This window comes from Spiroplasma endosymbiont of Tricholauxania praeusta (assembly GCF_964019535.1).
Lineage (GTDB): Bacteria > Bacillota_I > Bacilli_A > Mycoplasmatales > VBWQ01 > Spiroplasma_E > Spiroplasma_E ixodetis_A.
In genome coordinates, this window is sequence record NZ_OZ026450.1 from 244467 (window position 1) to 264493 (window position 20027).

The 20027-nt window shown below is 22.5% G+C and carries 27 protein-coding genes; 3 read left to right on the plus strand and 24 right to left on the minus strand.

The genetic code is table 4. The features are described 5' to 3' along the window. Positions 1 to 289: 289 nt before the first annotated feature. Positions 290 to 1450 carry an Mbov_0401 family ICE element transposase-like protein gene (locus tag AACK96_RS01365; protein ID WP_338973625.1) on the minus strand — a complete coding sequence of 387 codons (1161 nt, stop codon included), beginning with the start codon at positions 1448 to 1450 and terminating at the stop codon, positions 290 to 292. A 73-nt stretch (positions 1451 to 1523) separates the two neighbouring features. Here AACK96_RS01365 and AACK96_RS01370 point away from each other — a divergent pair, with 73 nt between their 5' ends. Beyond that, a complete protein-coding gene (locus AACK96_RS01370) occupies positions 1524 to 3230 on the plus strand; it encodes a hypothetical protein (protein ID WP_338974071.1) in 1707 nt (568 codons plus the stop codon). A 150-nt stretch (positions 3231 to 3380) separates the two neighbouring features. Next, positions 3381 to 3719 (plus strand): hypothetical protein, encoded by a 339-nt coding sequence (locus tag AACK96_RS01375; RefSeq protein WP_338974069.1) that lies wholly within the window; start codon positions 3381 to 3383, stop codon positions 3717 to 3719. 1 nt (position 3720) lies between these two features. On the opposite strand, the gene AACK96_RS01380 is transcribed toward AACK96_RS01375, so the two are convergent. From AACK96_RS01380 to AACK96_RS01480, 21 genes are all read right to left on the minus strand, one after another. Beyond that, a complete protein-coding gene (locus AACK96_RS01380) occupies positions 3721 to 5745 on the minus strand; it encodes a hypothetical protein (protein ID WP_338974067.1) in 2025 nt (674 codons plus the stop codon). Continuing rightward, positions 5696 to 6937: a hypothetical protein gene (locus AACK96_RS01385; protein ID WP_338974065.1), complete on the minus strand. Its 1242-nt coding sequence runs from the start codon at positions 6935 to 6937 to the stop codon at positions 5696 to 5698. Before AACK96_RS01385 ends, AACK96_RS01380 begins: the two co-directional genes overlap by 50 nt. A 16-nt stretch (positions 6938 to 6953) precedes the next feature. After that, complete coding sequence (locus AACK96_RS01390; protein ID WP_338973392.1) at positions 6954 to 7076, minus strand: hypothetical protein; 123 nt, start codon at positions 7074 to 7076, stop codon at positions 6954 to 6956. Positions 7077 to 7080: 4 nt separating this feature from the next. Then, positions 7081 to 8967, minus strand: a complete 1887-nt coding sequence (locus tag AACK96_RS01395; protein WP_338974063.1) for a hypothetical protein — start codon at positions 8965 to 8967, stop codon at positions 7081 to 7083. A gap of 3 nt (positions 8968 to 8970) precedes the next feature. Further along, positions 8971 to 10668: a hypothetical protein gene (locus tag AACK96_RS01400; RefSeq protein ID WP_338974062.1), complete on the minus strand. Its 1698-nt coding sequence runs from the start codon at positions 10666 to 10668 to the stop codon at positions 8971 to 8973. A 14-nt stretch (positions 10669 to 10682) separates the two neighbouring features. Then, positions 10683 to 11864, minus strand: coding sequence for a hypothetical protein (locus tag AACK96_RS01405; RefSeq protein WP_338973539.1), 1182 nt, complete (start codon positions 11862 to 11864; stop codon positions 10683 to 10685). Positions 11865 to 11882: 18 nt separating this feature from the next. Next, positions 11883 to 12260: a hypothetical protein gene (locus AACK96_RS01410; RefSeq protein WP_338973404.1), complete on the minus strand. Its 378-nt coding sequence runs from the start codon at positions 12258 to 12260 to the stop codon at positions 11883 to 11885. A gap of 16 nt (positions 12261 to 12276) precedes the next feature. Beyond that, entirely contained in the window at positions 12277 to 12465 is a 189-nt protein-coding gene (locus AACK96_RS01415; protein ID WP_338973407.1) for a hypothetical protein, read from the minus strand. Between the two features lie 41 nt (positions 12466 to 12506). After that, positions 12507 to 12665, minus strand: coding sequence for a hypothetical protein (locus AACK96_RS01420; RefSeq protein ID WP_281748859.1), 159 nt, complete (start codon positions 12663 to 12665; stop codon positions 12507 to 12509). A 14-nt stretch (positions 12666 to 12679) separates the two neighbouring features. Beyond that, a complete protein-coding gene (locus AACK96_RS01425) occupies positions 12680 to 13492 on the minus strand; it encodes a hypothetical protein (RefSeq protein ID WP_338974061.1) in 813 nt (270 codons plus the stop codon). After that, on the minus strand, positions 13479 to 13673 hold the full coding sequence (locus AACK96_RS01430) for a hypothetical protein (protein WP_338974059.1): 195 nt from the start codon (positions 13671 to 13673) through the stop codon (positions 13479 to 13481). The genes AACK96_RS01425 and AACK96_RS01430 overlap by 14 nt, the downstream gene beginning before the upstream one ends. A gap of 121 nt (positions 13674 to 13794) precedes the next feature. Further along, positions 13795 to 14040 carry a hypothetical protein gene (locus AACK96_RS01435; RefSeq protein WP_338973530.1) on the minus strand — a complete coding sequence of 82 codons (246 nt, stop codon included), beginning with the start codon at positions 14038 to 14040 and terminating at the stop codon, positions 13795 to 13797. 111 nt (positions 14041 to 14151) lie between these two features. Then, complete coding sequence (locus AACK96_RS01440; protein ID WP_338973528.1) at positions 14152 to 14277, minus strand: hypothetical protein; 126 nt, start codon at positions 14275 to 14277, stop codon at positions 14152 to 14154. A 166-nt stretch (positions 14278 to 14443) separates the two neighbouring features. Then, positions 14444 to 14731, minus strand: coding sequence for a hypothetical protein (locus tag AACK96_RS01445; RefSeq protein WP_338973525.1), 288 nt, complete (start codon positions 14729 to 14731; stop codon positions 14444 to 14446). Continuing rightward, positions 14731 to 15006 (minus strand): hypothetical protein, encoded by a 276-nt coding sequence (locus AACK96_RS01450; protein WP_338973523.1) that lies wholly within the window; start codon positions 15004 to 15006, stop codon positions 14731 to 14733. The genes AACK96_RS01445 and AACK96_RS01450 overlap by 1 nt, the downstream gene beginning before the upstream one ends. Next, positions 15006 to 15218 (minus strand): hypothetical protein, encoded by a 213-nt coding sequence (locus AACK96_RS01455; protein ID WP_338973522.1) that lies wholly within the window; start codon positions 15216 to 15218, stop codon positions 15006 to 15008. Before AACK96_RS01455 ends, AACK96_RS01450 begins: the two co-directional genes overlap by 1 nt. Further along, on the minus strand, positions 15187 to 15480 hold the full coding sequence (locus AACK96_RS01460; RefSeq protein WP_338973519.1) for a hypothetical protein: 294 nt from the start codon (positions 15478 to 15480) through the stop codon (positions 15187 to 15189). The genes AACK96_RS01455 and AACK96_RS01460 overlap by 32 nt, the downstream gene beginning before the upstream one ends. Continuing rightward, on the minus strand, positions 15470 to 15907 hold the full coding sequence (locus tag AACK96_RS01465; protein WP_338973516.1) for a hypothetical protein: 438 nt from the start codon (positions 15905 to 15907) through the stop codon (positions 15470 to 15472). Before AACK96_RS01465 ends, AACK96_RS01460 begins: the two co-directional genes overlap by 11 nt. Then, entirely contained in the window at positions 15907 to 16236 is a 330-nt protein-coding gene (locus AACK96_RS01470; RefSeq protein WP_338973513.1) for a hypothetical protein, read from the minus strand. The genes AACK96_RS01465 and AACK96_RS01470 overlap by 1 nt, the downstream gene beginning before the upstream one ends. A 15-nt stretch (positions 16237 to 16251) precedes the next feature. After that, positions 16252 to 16398, minus strand: a complete 147-nt coding sequence (locus tag AACK96_RS01475; RefSeq protein ID WP_338973430.1) for a hypothetical protein — start codon at positions 16396 to 16398, stop codon at positions 16252 to 16254. Between the two features lie 48 nt (positions 16399 to 16446). Continuing rightward, positions 16447 to 16689, minus strand: a complete 243-nt coding sequence (locus AACK96_RS01480; protein ID WP_338973510.1) for a hypothetical protein — start codon at positions 16687 to 16689, stop codon at positions 16447 to 16449. 744 nt (positions 16690 to 17433) lie between these two features. Here AACK96_RS01480 and AACK96_RS01485 point away from each other — a divergent pair. Beyond that, entirely contained in the window at positions 17434 to 18072 is a 639-nt protein-coding gene (locus AACK96_RS01485) for a hypothetical protein (protein WP_338974630.1), read from the plus strand. Positions 18073 to 18130: 58 nt separating this feature from the next. Here the strand turns inward: AACK96_RS01485 and AACK96_RS01490 are convergent, their stop codons facing one another. Both AACK96_RS01490 and AACK96_RS01495 read right to left on the minus strand, forming a co-directional pair. Next, the gene (locus AACK96_RS01490) at positions 18131 to 18886 is read right to left on the minus strand and encodes a hypothetical protein (protein WP_338961947.1); all 756 of its coding nucleotides are present in this window, start codon (positions 18884 to 18886) and stop codon (positions 18131 to 18133) included. 149 nt (positions 18887 to 19035) lie between these two features. Further along, the gene (locus tag AACK96_RS01495; RefSeq protein ID WP_338974632.1) at positions 19036 to 19911 is read right to left on the minus strand and encodes a hypothetical protein; all 876 of its coding nucleotides are present in this window, start codon (positions 19909 to 19911) and stop codon (positions 19036 to 19038) included. Positions 19912 to 20027: the final 116 nt, after the last annotated feature.

The following is a 20027-nucleotide window of genomic DNA, read 5'->3' on the forward strand; positions in this document are numbered from 1 at the left end:
AAATATATTAATTAATTGTTTATTAAAATATTAATGTTAGTTTTTATGTTAAGATATTAGTAATTAATTTGGGAGCGTACCGATGTTGTCAATAATATTCAAATTTGTCTTAAAATTATAAAGTTAGACGAGAATAATTTTGACTTCAATATGCAATTGTGAGTTAATCTTAACACTTGAAAAATATTAGTCAACAATAATACTTACTTTTATAATTCAAAAATTCTTATTAAAGCATCTTTAATAAGTTTTATTTTATTTTTGTTTTTTTAAAATCTTTAATTTTATTTTATAATAACTGGATGGCTGTATTTATTTGATAGCATTTAAAATTAACCATTTTTGTATACATATCAATATTATAAGTTCTATCACCAATCATATGTTTTAAAATTTGTTTAATATTAGTTTCAGTAAAGCAACCAATATTTTCAACTAATGCTTGGTTTAATAAACCATCTTTGGCATTAATAAAATAACGAACTTTTAATTTTTTATATTGTAAAGTTAATGATTGTAAAAAATCAATTAATTCATAATATTCACCTTTGGCAAATAAATTTATTGCATTTTGATAGTGTAATTTAGCAATTTGATTTTTTCTTCTTCCTGCCATTATACCAAGAAATAAAACATGAAAAGCATGAAATTTATCTAAAATAAATTTAGCATTTAAAATTGTAGCAGTTTTTCTAATTCATTTTGCACTATCTCCACAAACTATTAAATTTGCTTGGTCAAAGTTTTCAAAAAATAAATTACCATATTTTTCTATTAATTTTGCGGTTTTTTCAGCACCAATTTCTGTTTTTGAAACTCTTATTTTACATACAGCTCTTTTATTAATTAATTTTCCATTTTTCTTTTTACCAGTACACATTACTATTAATCTCATCGAACATTTTTTACAATTTTTAGTATTGTGTTTTTCATTAAACTTAAATTTTCGATGACCATCATCAATATTTACATATAAATTTTGATTTGGTTGTAATGGTATTTTGGGAATATTTGCTTTTGGTAATTCAAATTTTTGATATGTTCTACAAACTGTACTATTACTTATTAAATCTTCAATAAAAGTATCACAAACATCACGATACTTTTTACCATCAGCAAAATATTTTAAAATTTGTTTAATAACGTTAGGTGCAAGTTTACTATATTTTTTAACACCAAGATAATTATCTAATAATGATACGTACTCCATTTTTTGTGTTTTTGTGTTATAATGTGTACAAATACGTCGTTTATAAGTTAATAAACCTTTTTTTGCTTTTAATTTTCGTTGTCTAAATCTATATGATTTATATTCAGATTTATCACATATACTTCATAAATAATCATCTATTTTTGCAAATAATTCTTCTGTTTGTTTTAAACTTAATTTATCTTGATTAAAATCATGTTTGTCTCAATCAAAATGATTTGCGAATGGTAATATAAACATTTTTAATGTTCCTTTCTAATTTTTGTTTGTTAATAATTTAAGTTTAATTTTTTTTAAAAAATAAGGAGTAAATATGGCTTTTATTAGTAGTTATGGACAATTAAATAAAAAATATAATCTTAATTTTAGTGATAATAATTATGGTTTTAACTGAGATATTTTTAAAGCATTTGTTGGTGATGAATGAGCAGAATTTTTTACAACTAATTGTTTTTATCGTTTTGTACCAACTGCACGTGGAACAAGAAAAACTTGAAATTGTTTAGCATTTGATTTATTTATATGTTGTAATTTTAGTGATAGTAGTGTTCAAGAAGTAAGAAGATATGAAAATACTCATAGTGAAACTACAATTGGTGCTTTAATGAATGTTTGTCAAGTTTTATTAGATACATATAATATTAATTTATTACCTAATAATCCACATGGCATTAAATGAAAAATTACTAAGGATGGGGGATGTATTATATTTCCAAGTAATCAACAAATTGACTTTATTGGTTATGCTAATGGTAATAAAATTTTTGGAAAAGAAGCAGGTGGGTCAAGTTTTTTAGGTTCAAGAACAGATGAAATAATAATGGCAGAAGAAAAAGAAACTTTGACAGAAAAGCAATTAACATATCGATATGAAAGATTACAAAACTCTATGTTTAGAAGTAATCGTATTAAAGTATCCAAAGAACCTATTAAAGAATGAAGTTGAACTTTTATTGATAATAATATATATAGTCCTACTTTTGGAAAATTGATTACTCGCTATTTTTATAAAAGTTTTTTTATTACTTTTACATGTAATCCTTATGATAAATATCATCCATTTTATTTAAAATACTGTACTCCCTTTTTACCTTTAAATGATGAAATAATTGAAAATCTTAAAAAAATTGGTAAAGTTTATTATGAAAATAAAGATATGTTTAGTGGTTTAGGTTTATTTGTTTTAAGATTTACTATTCAACCATTTTGAAATAAATTACCTGACATTCAACAAAGAACATTATTAGAAATGGAAAAAAGTAATCCAGATGAATATAATACTGTTTATTATGGTTTTGAATTTTTAGATAGCGATGCAACAATTTTCCCATTTCAAAAAACAGTAAAATATTGACAATCATATGATTTAAAACAATTTTATAATCAAGAAAAAGAAATGTATAAATTTGATTTTTATAGTGTTGGTATTGATTGAGCTACGGGACCAAAAGACCATACTGTATTTATGGTAGTTGGTTTTAAAGAATATAATAATACTGGTTATTATGATGCTTATATTATTTGTGAATTAGTAGTTACTCCAAATGATTTTATTAATGAAAATGAAAAAATTAATGCTTATGTTAATGAAATTTTAGGATTAATGGATAATTTTGAAAATTTTGAACAAGCAATTTATTTTTATGATGATAAAGCAAGAACAGCAATGGATTGATTAAATCAAAAATTAATTGATGAACACAATACTATTTTAATAACACAAACTGCTATTAAACATGCTTCAAATTTAAATCAAGAAGCCGGATTAACTAATAGAGTAGTTTGAATGAGAAATATTATGAGTTATGGAAACTTTTACGCAAATAAAGATGATTTACCAAAAACAACTCAATGTTTAGAAGAATTACGTTATGATGAAACAAAAACTAATATTCCTGACAAAAATATGTATCAAGACCCTTATGATGCTCTGTTTTATGCACTGTATCCATATAAAAATGTAATTAGGGGTAAAAATAATGCTACTGTGAAAAAAAGTATCTTCACATTTGCTATATAATAAACAATTTCAATATAATTAATAGTATAGGTCTCATAAAATAAACGCCTTTAATTTAGGCGTTATTTTGCATTTAAAAGCATACTTGTAAAAATAATCAAAAATAGTACAATTTATAAGTAAAATCAAGGAAAAAAGGAGTAATTTAAGATGAAAACATGAATAAAAACAAATTTAAGTAAAATAACATTAGCATTAGCACTAACTGGTGCAACAACTGGAACAATAGGATTAATCATGGGGGGGGTGCTTACCCATAATCTTAGTGGAGTTAAATATTATTTAACTCCACATAAACAAGTTGAATGAGGTGTTCAAACTATTTGGACAACTAATCCTAATGATACTTTAAAAAAAGATTATAAATTTGTGTTATATTTTGCAGATGAACCATTAAGAAGAAAATTTGATATATCTTTTCAAAATTGATATTATAGTACAGATATAGTATGAAATGGTAAATATCCTAATGGATATTTTAATAAATAATTTATATCTCTAAGTTAATATAAGAAATATTTTCATTATATTTATCAAATAAATTAATATTTTGTAGATTTATTTCTTGTTTATCAGTAATTAAAATTAAATCATAATTACCAGCACCAAAAATACCACTGATTTCAATCCGATTTAAATTATTAATCGGATTTTCAATTTGTAATTCAAATTCATTAACATTATCAATTTGAGAAATTTCTTTATAAAATTCTAATTTAGAAAATAATTGAGATTTATTTGAACCATATAAATTTAAAGCATTAGCAATTTTAATTTTTCCAATAATTGCTCTTGTAAAATATTTACCATATTCACCATTTGATAATGTCCAGTCTGCTGGAATTAATGAAGGTATGTTATTACTTTCTAGTTCATTAGTTATAGATAGTCAGTTAAATTGATTATCATCTAGTTTCAATAATTCATTTTGACTAATATCATTGTTTTTTAATTTAATATTATTTATATCTGTAAAATCAAAATATACAGATTTTAATATTACTTTTATATCTTTATACTGTCAAATATCATTTTCGCTAGGTTGTATTGGACTTGATTGTAATTCAAAATAATATGGCAATAAAATTTTATTATCATCATTTAATCCTTTATTTATTGATAATGATGAATAAATATATTTTGATAACATAGTAAATATTTGTTTAAATATTTTAACTTGTGATAAATTAACATAATTTGGATAATCTAACTCTCATTGCCTAAATAAGTTGGTAATTACTTCATCGGGTTTTTGACCTTCAAATTTTTTTCTTAATTCTGCTATTTTATTTTTTGGTTTACCTTTATCATCATAATCTGCACCTTCGAAATTTCTATTATAGTTATATGTATAACTTAACATATCTAATAATAATTTTTGTAAACTATCAATTGTTGGTGCATCTTTTATTTCAATTTCTATACTTTTAAATCTATTATTGGTTGCAAGATAAACATATCATCCTTCATTACTAAAAGATAAAACTTTTTTATCTTCTAAATGTATTTCTTTTTTTAATGGTCAATTACCATCTCAAACAGCACCCATTTCTCAACCTAGTCAAGTATCAGTTACTCTGGCATTATTAATAACTTCTTTTCTTGTAACAGTTCCAGTACTAATTTTAATTAAATCTAAAACTGATTTTTCTTGTCCTATAAATTGTTTTGCTAAATTTCACGGTAATATTTGTTCACTAAATCATTGTTGTAATATTCTAACTTTTGGTTGAGTTTCAATAGGCATTGATAACAGCGGAAATGCTATCTTATCCTTGACAAATAACTTTGGGTATACTTCCATATTGTCAACTTCACCAAGTACCTTTATATTGCCAAAAATCATGCTTCTAGGGGCTTTAATTTTTAAACCAATAACTTTGGTATCTTTATCTAATGGTTTTTGTAATTTAATAATGATTGGATAACCATCTCTTGTTTTAAAATCTTTAATTTTAATAATAGTTATACTTTTAGTACTTCTTGTTTTTGGATTTTGATAAGGTTGTGAATAGTTATTAATGATATATAAATTATCAATATTATTTTCAGTTAATGGTTCATTAATACTAACTGCATATAACTTAAATTGATTTAATAAATTTATTTCTTGAAATATTAAATTTTTAATATCAGTCATACTATATTCAATTGTATTATCATTAATATTAGTACTTGCTCTTTGATTTAATTGCATAGTAAAATCAGATGTTTCAACAGCAGTAGTTTTTAAAACTTTATCAATATCAATAAAACCTATTTTAATAGTATTTGCTGAAAATCTTAAACTATTATTTTCATTATTTTTAAATAAACGTTCAATTTCATAAATATAAATTGTTCTTTTTTTAAATTCATCGTATGCTCTATTAATATCTGGGTCACTAGTAGCACCCATCATATTAGTAAAATCATAAGGAATATTATCAATTAAATAATCATTTTCTACTTCTGCTTGATTAAGTTTAGTTTGTTTCTGTGGAAACTTCGTTTGTGGTTTGTTGTTGTTTTCCATTGTTCTCTCCTATTAATTGGTTATTTTCGGGATTAAATAATTTTAATTTAACTGTTAAATTATTAATTTCTTGTTCATCATTAATATTAAATGTTTTACTATTTAATAAATCTTTATCTATGCTTACTAATATTTGAATAAATTTAAGAATATCAATATTAAATTGTCATAATTTTTGTTCAATATAATTAATAGTTGAAATATTTACAGCTGTACTTTCGGGAACTGATTGTTGTGCAGATTTCTTTTGACTTGGTATATGAATACCACAACGTTTAAATATTTCATTAACATTTCAATCGTATATATCAGTTAAATTTTTACCTTTAAAATTACTATTTGTCATATTAATATTTTCATTTTGTTCGTTATTATCTCCACCACTTTTAAATATGTAGTTTTTAGTAACCAAAGTTCTTACTGTTTGTTCTAATGCTGATTGAACATTCCCATAAGTTTGATTAAAAATAAATTTAGGTGAGTTTAAAATAGTATCTAAAACAATTTGTTCATAAATAACATCTAATGCTTTAATTTTATCCATTACTTTATCACAATCTGCTAATTCATTTGCTTTATTTCGCATAATTGCTATTGGTATATAATTAATATTTAGTGTTTGTTCTTGCTCTAAATTTGGATTATTAATGAATGATTTAAAATCTAATGGAAATTGTTTTTTATTATCACTAATACTATAAATTGCACGATTAATAGTTACTTGTTCATTATTTAATGTATAAATTTCAAATAATCTTACATTTTGTGCATTTTGTTGATAACTATCATAAAAAATAGTACATTGAATTAATTTACCGGTAATATCATAAACTCTTTGTTGAATATCTATTACTTGAAAATATAAATCATCATTAGCAATAAAAATTAAATAACCACTAATTCCTAATTTGCTTAATTTAAAAATAGAATTTCAATTTTTTCTATAAAATTCTTGCTGAATTAAGTATTTTTTAATAGTTTCATTATTAATATCTAATGGAGCATTATATAAATTAGCATTATTTTCTGCTACAAAATCAGTAAAATAAGTTTCATGGTTAAAATCATTAAAACCAAAATAATTTAAAATAGAAGCATGTGTACTTTTATTTTTATTAGTTAAAAATTTTACTTTTTCATTTTGATTATCACTAGTATTTGTTTTATCTTTTCTTTTAAATAAACTTAACATAATATTCACCACCTTTCTAAAATATTTGATTAATTTTTAATACAATTTTTACAATAATAAATATAATTAAACCAGCAGTTGCAGAAGATAATAGTACTCCAATTAAACCTAAAATAATTTTTATAATTTTAAAAAACATAATATTATTCCTGTAATTCTTCTAATTTTCATACATTACCTTTTAAATTACCTTTTCCGCTATAAATAGTAATCAATTTTGCATGTTGAACTGATAAAATTACTATATTAGCACTATCATTAAAGGTTTGTATTTGTACACCATCAATTTTTTTATCAGTTATAATAAATTCTTGTATAGTATAAACTGGATTATATATACTTCAAGAATAATAAACTCTATAATGTTTATTAACTATAAAATCATAAGTAATTTGTCAATTATCTCATTTATTTTTTTCTCTTGTTCCTACTTCTTTTCAATTTGAACGACTTGGACTTGGTTGTGGTTGTTTTTCTAATATTTCATTAATAGCACCGGCAATAGTTTTATCAGTAGTTTCTAAATTAGGAATTTTAGTACTAATAGTATTGATAGAAAAAGCATATTTAAAATGGTCTTTATCCATTTTATCTTCTATTTTTTTATCTACTTCTTCTTTTTTATAATAATCAGATAAATCAGTTTTACCACCAATAGCACTAATAGTATTAGTTACTTCATCAATTTTAATATTTTCGCCAGTAGTTAATTTATTTTGCTTTTTATCTAATAAATTATTAGTTTCTATTTTTGTATAATAATCACGTTCAGTACTTTCTTCTGCTATAAATTCAGTTGGCGTATCTATTCCTTGATATTGATATATTTCTTTTATATCACCAATTAAATTAATTTTTCCACGTTCAGGATAAGAATTACCTCCACCCCTAAATTTTTTATTTCTATTGTCATAGTAAATAGTTCCAATATTTAAAATATTTTTATTTGAGATTTGTTCATTATAAGTCATGGAATCAACATTTAACAATTCAAATTCATTAAAAACATTATTTAAATAAATTTTAATTACTTTATAAAATTTCATAAAGTCATTTTCTGTTGAATATTGATAACTGATTTTAATAAAATATCATTTAAATGTTTCTATATTATTATTTTCAACTTTTTTTCATAGGGGACTAGTTTCGATATTAAATCAATTATTTTTAACATCATTAATATTTTCGTTTGCTTTAATTAATTCAGTATTTAATTTTGTAATTTCATTTTCATTAGTAGTAATTCGTTTTTGTTGTTTAGCAGAAAAATCACAAGTTGGTGCATGTGTATAATCACCAATTTGTGGATTATTTTGTAATGCTTCGGGTGGTAATGTACCAATTTCATCAGGTCAATCTAAAATCATTGTTTCAGATTCTTTATCATAATCTGTTGCAACATAACCTTTATTTATAAATTTTGTAACAGGACCTCTATATATTTCATTTTCATTATCATCAACTAAATCATCATACAATTTCATTTGTTTTGATAATGTAAATTCTTTTTGTTCTTTAATTAATTTATCAATTTGATTTCTAGTATAAAATGCTTTTAAGTCAATTTTTTCAATATCTATTTCATCATCATTATAACTTGAAAATATTTGTTTTAATTCTGTTAATCTTGCTCATATTTTCATTCTACTAGGTGCTAAATCTCAAACATTAATTGTAGGAGTACTATTTGCACTAAATTGAGTACCATTATTAAATTGAATAGTAGCATCAACATTAAATTCAATTGGTGTACGATTAAATACTCAATGTTCAACCATTACATAAACCATATCTCTTAATGTTTCTTTAATTAATTCATCTTTAAAACTATCAAAAGGAAATTTAGATAAAATAAAATCAAGATAAGCATTAATATCATTTTGAGCACGAATAGCAAAAGTTATAAATCAATCATTAACATTAGGTCATGTTTGTATGTATTGCTGTGGCGTTTCTGTAATTTTTCCAGTTAATGGATATCAGTTATTATAATTTTCTAAACTGACATCAGTTCAAAGTTTATTAATCATAATTTATCATTCCTTAAAAAATGCTTTTTTATAATGTTTAGTTTTTGTTTTAGTTTTTCTATGTGCAATATGAATAACTTCTTTTTGTAATTTCTTTTTCCCTTTTTCTACAATTTGACTATATGCAAATTTTTCTAAATGATGTAATAGTCCAGTACCAAATAAAGTATTAACTGAAAATTTTAAACCAACACTTTTAAATGATTTATTAATATTTTCAATAGGATTATTAATAACATTCACTACTTTATGATAAGTTCTAATAGTTCTAAATATTTCTCTATATACTTTAAAACTATCTCTAATTACTTGTTGCACCACTGGTGGAGCAAATGCTATTGCTTTTAATCATTTATTACGATTAACACCATAACCAATGTATCAACCACTATATCAACGATATCAATGAAATGGATGTATTTGAGTAACAAAAGTTTTTGCTTTAAGAATACTATCAACAACTGTAATTGGTTTATATTTAGGATTACGATGATAAATAGTAATTGCACATTTATCTAATGACAAAGGTTGAATTTTACAACCCATAAATACTGGTGAATTTAATGGAATTAATTGTGCATGTTTAATTGCTCTTTTTTCTGCACTAGTAAATAAATCAGTTGCTTTTTCTTTTAATTTATTAATTTTTTCAAATGCTTGTTTTTCTAACTTTTCAAATTTTTCTTGTAATTTATATATACTTTCTCTTATTTTTTCAAAATATGGTGTATCTTTTCAAAATTTATTTAAACCTTTTTTTAAATAAAATCTAATATCAAAATATTTAAAAGTTTGATTTGCTTTTAAAACAAGTTGATGAATAATATTATTTTTAAAATTAAATTTAATAGAATTAGCACGAATTTTTTGTAAATCTAAAATTAAAGTTTTTCCATATCTATTTTCTGTATGTATTGTATGAACTAAATTTAATCAATCATGCTGATTCATAGATAATACTTTTTTTAAATCAGTATTAAATTTTTTTAAAAAGTTATTTGCTTTTTCAATATCTTTAATTTTAAATTTAGGAGTTAATTGTGGACTTAGTTTTATTAATGTATTTTGTAATAATAAGTAATCTTTTAACTCTTGTGCTTCTAATTTTTGAAAATTATTTTTATATTGTCTTTCAGCAACATAACCTAAATCTCGTAATACTGTTTCACGATTAGGAGTAAAACTATAATTCATTAAATAACGTTTATTACCAATAATTTTATCTGTTAAAATTTCTTTTCCACTTACTTGACTAATAATTTCTTGTAAATTTTTTGCTTCTTTAATTCCCACTTGTTCTAATGTTTTAGTTTTTTGTGCTAGTTTAATAAATTTACTTGTACGATAACCACGACTAATTTTATTAAGTCCAGCAAATGCAGGAAGTATATTAAAGAAAGTATTTAATTTTGTTACATTTCCTTTTAAATAATCATAAACTTGATTAATAGTAAAATCAGTTAAAAACTCTACACCAACAGCACTAATACTAGCAACTAAATCACTTGCACCTAATCCAAGGGCTACACTTTCACTTAATCCACCAGTAAAAGGAGCAAGTGCTACTGCTATAACTTGTACACCAATCATTTCTAAAATTTCTCATCAAAAACTTTTATTTTCTTGTTGGTTACTTGTTCTAGTATGTTTTGGTTTATTTATGTTTAAAAGTATTGCTGTACTAGTTGTACCAATTGGCATGATATTAATTTCCTTTATTTAAGAGTTATTTTAATTGGATTTGTTGTTCCTTTATAATTTAAATCATTAACATTTGCAGTAATAGTTATATATAAGTCACCCGCTTTTTGTTTTTGATTACTTACATTAGTTTTTCCTTGTGCATCACTAAAATATTTAATAGTTGGATTTGTTAAATTTGGATTTAATGATTTAAGTTCATTAGTACTTTTTATTTGTGTATTTAATTCACTATTATTGTTATTAACATTTGCAGTAATATCAGTTGTTAAACTTGTAATCTTAGTTTTTAAATCATTTTTATCATTATTAACAATTGCACATAACATTCAGCGTGAAGTTGTTTCTTCATCTGTTATATAGGGTATTGATTCACCAGTTACTTCTCCACCAACTAAATATCTTCTTCCAACTTTACCATCAGCAATATCTTGAACATATACAACTGTATTTTGTAACATATATCTTTTCATTGCTCTTGGTGTTGCTAAAACAAAAGACATAATTTTAGTTTCATTATTATCAGTAAATGTCATATAATCATCCATTACAATTTGACATAGTACACCTTTAATATATAAATCATTTCCATTTAATCTTAATTGTTGTGCAATCTGATTATCAGTAATTAAACCTTTATTATTAGCTAAATAAACAATATTATCATAAAGATTATTAGTAATAAAAAAACGACAATTATTACTATTTCTTAATTGAAATAAAGTATTTCAAGCATCTAACATTGATTTTAAGTATCCTACTGGTGATTTATCAGTAATATCTACTTTAGTTGCATATTTTGCAATTACATTTGTATCATTATTTGCTAAATAATCTGCTAAGTCATTAGCAACTTCATATTGCATTGTATTTAATAAATTTTGTCCATTTTCAGCATTTAAATCAACATTAGCAATTATTTCACCTGCAACTGCTTCTTCTTTAATTTCTTTTAAAATTTTAATAGTTTCAGCATAACTAACATCTAATCCTTTACTTTTATCATTTCATTTTAATACTTTAATTTCTGAATTTTTTGGTTTTTTAACTATAAATTCAATTTTGGTTGAATTAACCATTTCGATAGGAAAAAAACTTGCTCATGGTGAATTTGATTGTTTATAAAATTCTATAAACTCTGGTGCTTCTACTAATTTTTCGGTATTATCTAAATTTTTATTGAATTGTATTGCCATTTTTTGATTTCCTTTCTGTTATAAATTATTATTTTTTTTATAATCCAATAATGTACTTTTTATTGAATTTTGTTGATTTGTTATTATTGTTTGTGGTTTGCCACCTGTATTAATTGTTTCTTTAAATACTGGTTGTTCTTTAATCATTTTTTTAATACTTTCTTCAATTTTTGAATTTTCTATATTACTTGTTTTAAATTTTAAAAACTCATAAAATTCCGTTTTAACTTGATATTTTTTAAATATATTAATCATTTCTTTTTCTTTAATTTCTTGATTAAGTTTATTTAACTTATTTTCTGCTTCATTAACTTTATTTTCTATTTCTTGTGAAGAAGCATTATTTTCAGTTAAAGGTTCAGTTGTTTGTTGAACATTATTTTCATTTTCTAACATTTACATCACCACTTTTTTATTTATTTTCTTTATTAATCTTTTCATTTAATTTTGCTAATTTTTTTTGATGTTTTATAATTTTATTATTTGCTCTAACATGTTTTGGAGTTGTGATAAATCTTTTTAATAAAACAATAATTTCTCTGCAAATTAATATTCCAACACTTGTTCCAATAATTATTAATTCATGTAAAAATTCTTTCATTTCAATATTTTCCTTTCAACTATTTATTTTTTTATTTTTGATTATTCATCAAATTCACCTTTAATAATTCTTTCAATCATACATTTTGCATCCATTAAAAGATTTGCAATTAAACGTTCATTCAGTCGTATGTCTTCTAAATCTTTTTCATGTTGTTTTAATTTATCATCATAATATTGAATTAATTTTTCTTTATTCATACTTTTCACCTCCTTTATAAACTCATGTGATTGTAATCTCAATTTAATGAAGCATTATCAGTATTTAATGGTACTTCGCTTAGATTATCACTACCATATTGACTAGTTGTTTCACTATTAATTGTGAATCTATTATCATTAATTAATCTTGCAGTTTCATTATTAAATGATGTTTCTTGCATTTCTTCAATATGATTAGTTGTTTCCATTGGTAGTAAATTATGGATTATTTCACTTGCACCAGCAATTATGGTAGGTACTGCATAAGCATTATTAAAATCATTATTAATACCCATAGCAACACCACTTGATATTAAACATCCACCAGTTGCCATATTACAAATCTTTCTTATTGTTTCAAATTTATTAGGTATTAACTCAGTTAATCCACTAATAAGATTTGATATACCATAAGCATTTAAACTAATATATGTATCTCAATCCATTAATGACTGATTTTCTTGTTTATTTAATAGTAATCATGGAGGACCCTCAGTTGTAGTTGTAGTAGTTATTGGCATTGGTGTTGTTGGAATAATTGGAGTAATATTATTCTTTGTTCATTTACTATAATTTGCTAATCCAATTGTTCCTAAACCTAATAAGATTTTTTTAGAACTATTAATTAATTTAGTTTTAGTATTTGGTCTTTGATTTAAATTTCAAATATCTAAACCTAATTTTTTACCAAATAATAAACTATTAATTGAACCTAATATTGGATTTGCAATTACTTGACCATAATAAGCACTTGTACCAATCATTGCACAAATTGGATTTATACCAGTTCTAATTAATTTGGTTAAAGTATAATTATTTGTTTCCATTTTTTTCTCCTTTTATTTGTAATAATTTTTCTAAAACATAATGATTTTTATCAAATTCTCTAATCAATCATTTTTTTGTTTCTGACTGATTATTAGTACAAAGAATTAATCTTTCTATCATATAAATTAATTCTTTTTTATCTGCTCTATCAAAAATTACTTTTAAAATTTCATCTAACATAATTTATTCTCCTTTATTTGCTTTTAACATTTCTCTTACAATATCTAATAAAGTATTTACTTGATAATCATATAATTCAAATTCATGAATTCTAATTTTAATTTTTTCCTTCTGCATTTATTTATTCTCCTTTAATTTCTAATTTTTTAATTGTTACTTTAATTCAACCTTGATAAACATCATTATCACCAACTATTAATGCAACATTACTTTCGGGGTCAGAAACAATTATGTGTTTGGATTTAACATTTGGGTATTGTCTTAAAATAATTGCTCTAATATCATTACTTGTATGAATTGATTTGGGAAATGGTGATAATATTTCAATTTCATCTTTATTTTCAAATAAAGTAGGTAATATTATCATTAGTCAAATTCTCCATTTTCTATTAGTTTATTTAAGATAAATAATGTTACATCCGTTCTCCGTGCTGGCTCTAATTCAATTAAATCATTAATATATTTAATAAATTTTTCTTTATTCATAATTTAACCTTTCTTTCCTAACTCTTTTATTTTGTTTTTGTTTACATAAGTTATTACATTTATGAGCAAAAACTCTACCATAACCACATTTATTATTCTTTTTAATTTTTATTATCATTATTTTTAAAACAATTTTCGCAATTTGGTCAATTATAATTTTCTTTACAATTTTTACAAATTTTCATAATTATTTCTCCTTATTATTTTTTGGATGTTGAAATTGAACAGCTTTACAATTATCACATCTAAATACTAATTCAATACTCACATCTTCATGTTCACATTTATTCATTATCAAAGTAACCTTTTTCTAAATATTCAATTATTAATTCCATATCTAATGTGTCATGTTCAATTAAATATTCAATTATTTTTTCTTTATTAATACAATTTTTATGTCTTGAATTATTAATTTCATCAACTTTATTTCTATGTTCTTTACAATATACTCTTCCATATTCATCAAATTGCTCTTCTGTCATATTTTCACATTGTATTTGTTCAAAATGTTCATCATGTGGTGGTATTAAACTAGTAAATTTAGTAGTTTGTGAAAATGTACATCTATTCATTAATTATTCTCCTTATTTTTAATTTGATTAGCAATTTCAAGTTTTTCTTGTTCCAATTTATCTTTTATTATTTGATTTTTTCTAATTATTTCTTGTTCTAATGAATAAATATGTTCTGACATTTTATTTATTATTAAATTTATATAATGTATTTCTTCTTCAATATTATTAAATGCAAGAGTTCCTATTTTAATTTTTAAATTTTCTAATACTTTTTCCTTCTCTTTTTTTATTACTAAATCAGTCATTTGTTTTGGATTTTGATTAAAATTCATTATATTTTTTCTCCTTTTTGTAAAATATCTTTTATTATTTCTAATTCAGTCATTCTAATTTCATTTGTTTTAATAAAATTTTGCAATCTTTCAATTTCTTTTGTATATTTATTAATATTTTCTTTATGCTGCTTAATTCTGTCATTAATATATTCTAATGGTGTATTTTTAATCATTTTTTTACTCTTTTCATTTTTTAAATCATTTAACATTGATTGAACAAAATGCACGATTTTTAGGAATATTTAAAGTATTAAAAAATTGACCAGTTACAATAATTTCATCGTTTTTGTTTAATAAAATACATCGTCTATAAAATTTTGGGTTATTAAAAATTAAAGTAACATAATTTAATCCATTTCATTGACCACGAACACTATAATATAATTCCTTATTACCTTTTTCGTAATATTTTGCTTCAATAGTGTTACTCAGTTTTACTTTTAATTTGACATAATTTGCTTTATCTTTCATTTTTATAATTCCTTAAATAGTATTGAATATGCTTATAAGCATCTTGTTCATGTTTTGTTAATTTTATATTTCCTTTATAATTTTCTATTTTAGTTTTATTTTTTGGTTCACTTTCTAAATAATCTCAATTCATAACATCTTCTACTAATACCATTAATGCACCAATAATCTTAGGTGTTGCTAATGGATTAGTTAATAATTGTTTTGAGCTTAAAAAGAAATTTTCTACAATAACTAATATTTTTTGATTAATAAATTGTTTTTTAATTAATTTAAAATATTCTTTATATATATTTTTACTTTCTAAAACTGTTTTAGTTTTGAATGTTTCATTAAAAGTAATATTATTAGTTTCACTTGAATATATAACCATTCCATTATTACCAATACCAGCGGGATCAATACCAATAATTAAGTCATATTGCATTATTCAAAGTCACCATTTTGAATTTTTTCTTGTAATTTCATTATTAATTTAAGTTTTCAATTACTAATATTAATTTTAATTACATCACTAATATCATCTTTAAGTAATTCAATAAATTCATTATCAAGATAATAAATTAATTTTTCAATAGCATTTGCAGAAGATATTTGTTTCAATATTTCTGCAATTATTGCTACTTTAATTACTTCTTTTTTAAATTTTTCTCTTAATTTTTCTTTATTAATTCAAAAATCATATTCAGTTTTACATTTACCATCATGATTAATAAAAAGTTTACAATCATCTATTGTACAGTTTGTTTTATCCATATTTATACCTCCTACTTAACTTATTTTTAAAATACAGTCATAACAAATTGCTTTACCATTTTTGTCTCTTAAAAATTTTTTTCTTGTTTTAATATCACTAGTAGTAAAGAATAAATAATATAATTGTTTTTGTTTACATGTTCAGCAAAAATAATTTTTCATTTAATATTCCTTTTCTAATATGTTCTTTTTTAAATTCTATTTGCATAATTAATCACTTCTACATCAATCACAAACATATCCAAATGGTTTTGTATAATCCAAATGTTCATCAATATCATAATCATCTTCAAATTTTCTAATATCATGTTGTTCTGCTTCTAATTCTGTTTTAAAGCGATAAAGCATTTGGATTTTGTCATCTTCATATAATTCATTACATTCAACACATCTTTTTCTTCTTTTTTTATCAATCTTTCTTAGTGCTTCATAATCAAGAATTTCTATTACCATAATAATCCTTTCCTAATATGTTCTGTTGCTTCTAGCATAAAGAACATATATTTTGTTTTTTATATTATTAATAATACTACTATTAGTTTTATTCATTCCATGAAAACTGGGCTCAAAAATAAATTGTGAAATTTTAAAAAGAAATCGAGGCATTCGATTCAATATTTATTTAATTTGCGTTTAACAAATTAATACTTTAATTGAACCGGCACCGCTCAATTTTTTTTACAAGTTTGAAATTTATTTTCTCGCCCAAAAAAAATTTTCAAAAAAAAATAAAAAATAAAACCAACACTTGCTCACTGGGGGGTGGCAAGGTTGGTTAAATAAAGAATAGAATTAATACAATAGGTCCCTACAACAGGTCTATATATACTAGTTTCCAATTCGCTCCCACCCCAAGAATTACCATTAATGGTTAGTATATTTTATTAGGTATCACTCCACTTTTTATTTATCCATGCAAGTCCACATGTTCTAGCTACTATTTTTAACAACTGTGTTGTAGTTCACTTTTTTAGTTCCCTAACACGTGTTGATAATAGCGTTAAAGACGGTTATTAAAAATTTTAAAATTTTACAATTACAAAAAAAAGACAAGATTTTTATTCTCGTCTTTTGTCATTTATTTTTAATTCAAGGGTAAAAAAAGAAAGGAGCTATTTTTAAAACTTTTTAGTTATCGACATCTTCGACACGCTCCCATTAATTTTATTAACTCAAATTAAAAAATAGGAGTAAATTATGATAAGACAAGAAGGAATATCAGAAGATAGTAGACAACAATTAATATATAATTATCAAGGATTAAATATATGAAAAAAAGTGAGTATTATTGGTAGTGGGTTTTTGCTTAGTACAATACCAGGAATTGGTATAACATATTTATGTAATGAAAAAATTGTTAAAGCACTTGGTAGTAATGAAAATTTATTTTCATTACCAATTCGAATGCTAATGGGTGCTGTTACTAGTTCATTATTAGTATTATTTACTATGGGACCATTTGTACACAAAAAATTATTTCCTGAATGATATGAGAAGAGAGCAGAAGCAAGGTATATAAATAAAACTATTAGTGAAATTGAAAATTTAAGAAATGATTTTGTAAATATAAATAATAACTGAAATGAAAATAGTACAGTTAGCTTAATAGAAATATTAACAAAATTGAACAATAAAAAAGAAGAATTACAAAATAAAGAAAAACCATTAATGTTTCAATGAGAATTGGAAAGAATGGTAGATAACTTAATTATTGATGTTAATAATCAATTAATTAGATTTGATCCTATTTCAATTAGAGCAATTAATGATATGTTGGATAATTGAGATAATAATTCAGAATTGAATGATAGTAGTCAATCTTTAATTTATTATTAAAAATGTTATTCTTTTCTTAATTTAAAAGAATAACATTAGTTAATTTATTTAAAAGTTTTTATATGTTATATACTACTTTTTGTGCTAGTTTATTTTTTACTATTTGTGAGTTTTCAGAATTAAGAAACTCATATTTTTTTTCATCTTTTATTTCTTCTATTTCTTCAGGACTTTGTTCTTTAGTGTTTGTACTAGTATCAATAATAAAAGAACTTAAATTTTGTTGTGATTGGGTTGGTGTGCTATCATAGTAAATATCAGAAAGTAGCGTGAACGTGTCTGCTTGTTGATCTTCAAATTCTAAAAGACTTGTAGTATCACTTTTTTGATTATTTATTATGAAAAGACTTGTATATATATTTTCGATTTGTTCAGTTAATTTAATTTTTATTAAAACATTATTGTTATTTTTTAATGATACTGTGCTTATTAAGTCTGTTCCTTTTAATAGTGCTTGTTCTTGATTAAGTTGCAAACCATTTAATAATGGTATTGATTTTCCATATTTTTCTTTAGTTTTTGTTATTCGTTGCTCATAGATTTTCTTATATTTTTTCAAAAATATTATTGTTTCATTTTTTGTTTTAAAATAATATTTATTAGAATTATTTTCAAGATTATGTTGTGAGAGATAGTAAGAAGTTAAGTCTATATCTTGTGCATATATTGTAATTTCAATAAAATTAATTTTAAAATTTTCAATTTTTTCTATAAGTAAATTTATTCTATCAATAAAAACTAAATTTTCTTTTATTTTATTTATTTTTTTCTTAGTTTTTCTTTGTTTAATTTCCATAAATAATTTTTTTAACATTATCTTATTTTTCCCTTTCAATTTTTTATTAAAAATATGTTTAGTATCGTAACTACTAATAGATTGTTTCTTATTGCAGTTAAGTTTTGGCTCATAGTCAACAAATGAGTTTTTAGTTGATGTCTATCAATAATATAAATAACTTATTTTTATAATGAAGAGTTGTTATTTATACTTGTTAAAGATTGATTTGAAAAATCTCCTAATTCCATTGAATTAATTTTATCAATATTTAAATTTGATTCGATTTTTTTATCTAAATTTAATTTTCCATAAATAGCTAAACTTAAAACATCATTGCAAATGCCTAAAATAGTTTTATTTACAAACTTGGCAGTAATTGTTTTTTCAGCAATAGAACCATCTCCACTACCTTTGTAGGGCTTATTTAAATCTAAATTCATATTTGTTAAATCAATTCCATACAAATGTCATTCTTTGGTACTAATTTTGTTTGAATAATGTTTACCTAAATAATAAATTTTTGCTTTTGTATTATTAACATTAATATTAGTTTCTTCTTTCATTTCATTTATTACTGTTGTGTTAAGATCTTTTTTTTCTACTCCCCCAGTAATAGTGCTATATTCACTAATTTGTTTATTTTTAAATAACGGATTATTTTCTTTAACTAGTAAATAATAATATTCATTATCTTTTAAAACATAAGGTAATATAGCAACTCCTTTATTATTAGTTCAAGGCTCTTCAACACCACAGTAAAAGTCTTCTTTAATTAATTTTACGAAAGTAGTTCCTTCATTTGTACATGTACCATTAAAAAATGTTGAATTTTTTAAGTTACTATTAATATTTCTTTTTTTATGACGATGTTTATGATTAAAAATTTCGGCTTGTTTTAAATTAATTGGTAGTTGTTGTAAATTGGTTAATGATTCTTGTAAGGTTGTTGGGTTACTTAATGATTTTATTGGCATAGATTGTACTTTTTGTTTTTCATTATGAAATAATGGAATAATTAATATTCATAATTTAAATAAAAAACTTGGATTAAAATATTTCATTTTAACACCCCTTTCAAAATAATAATTAATAAAAATATATCTAAAATTATGTATTTATTTTAACATTTTTTTATTTTTCTTAAGATATTTACTTTTATAATAATAAATATGGTATA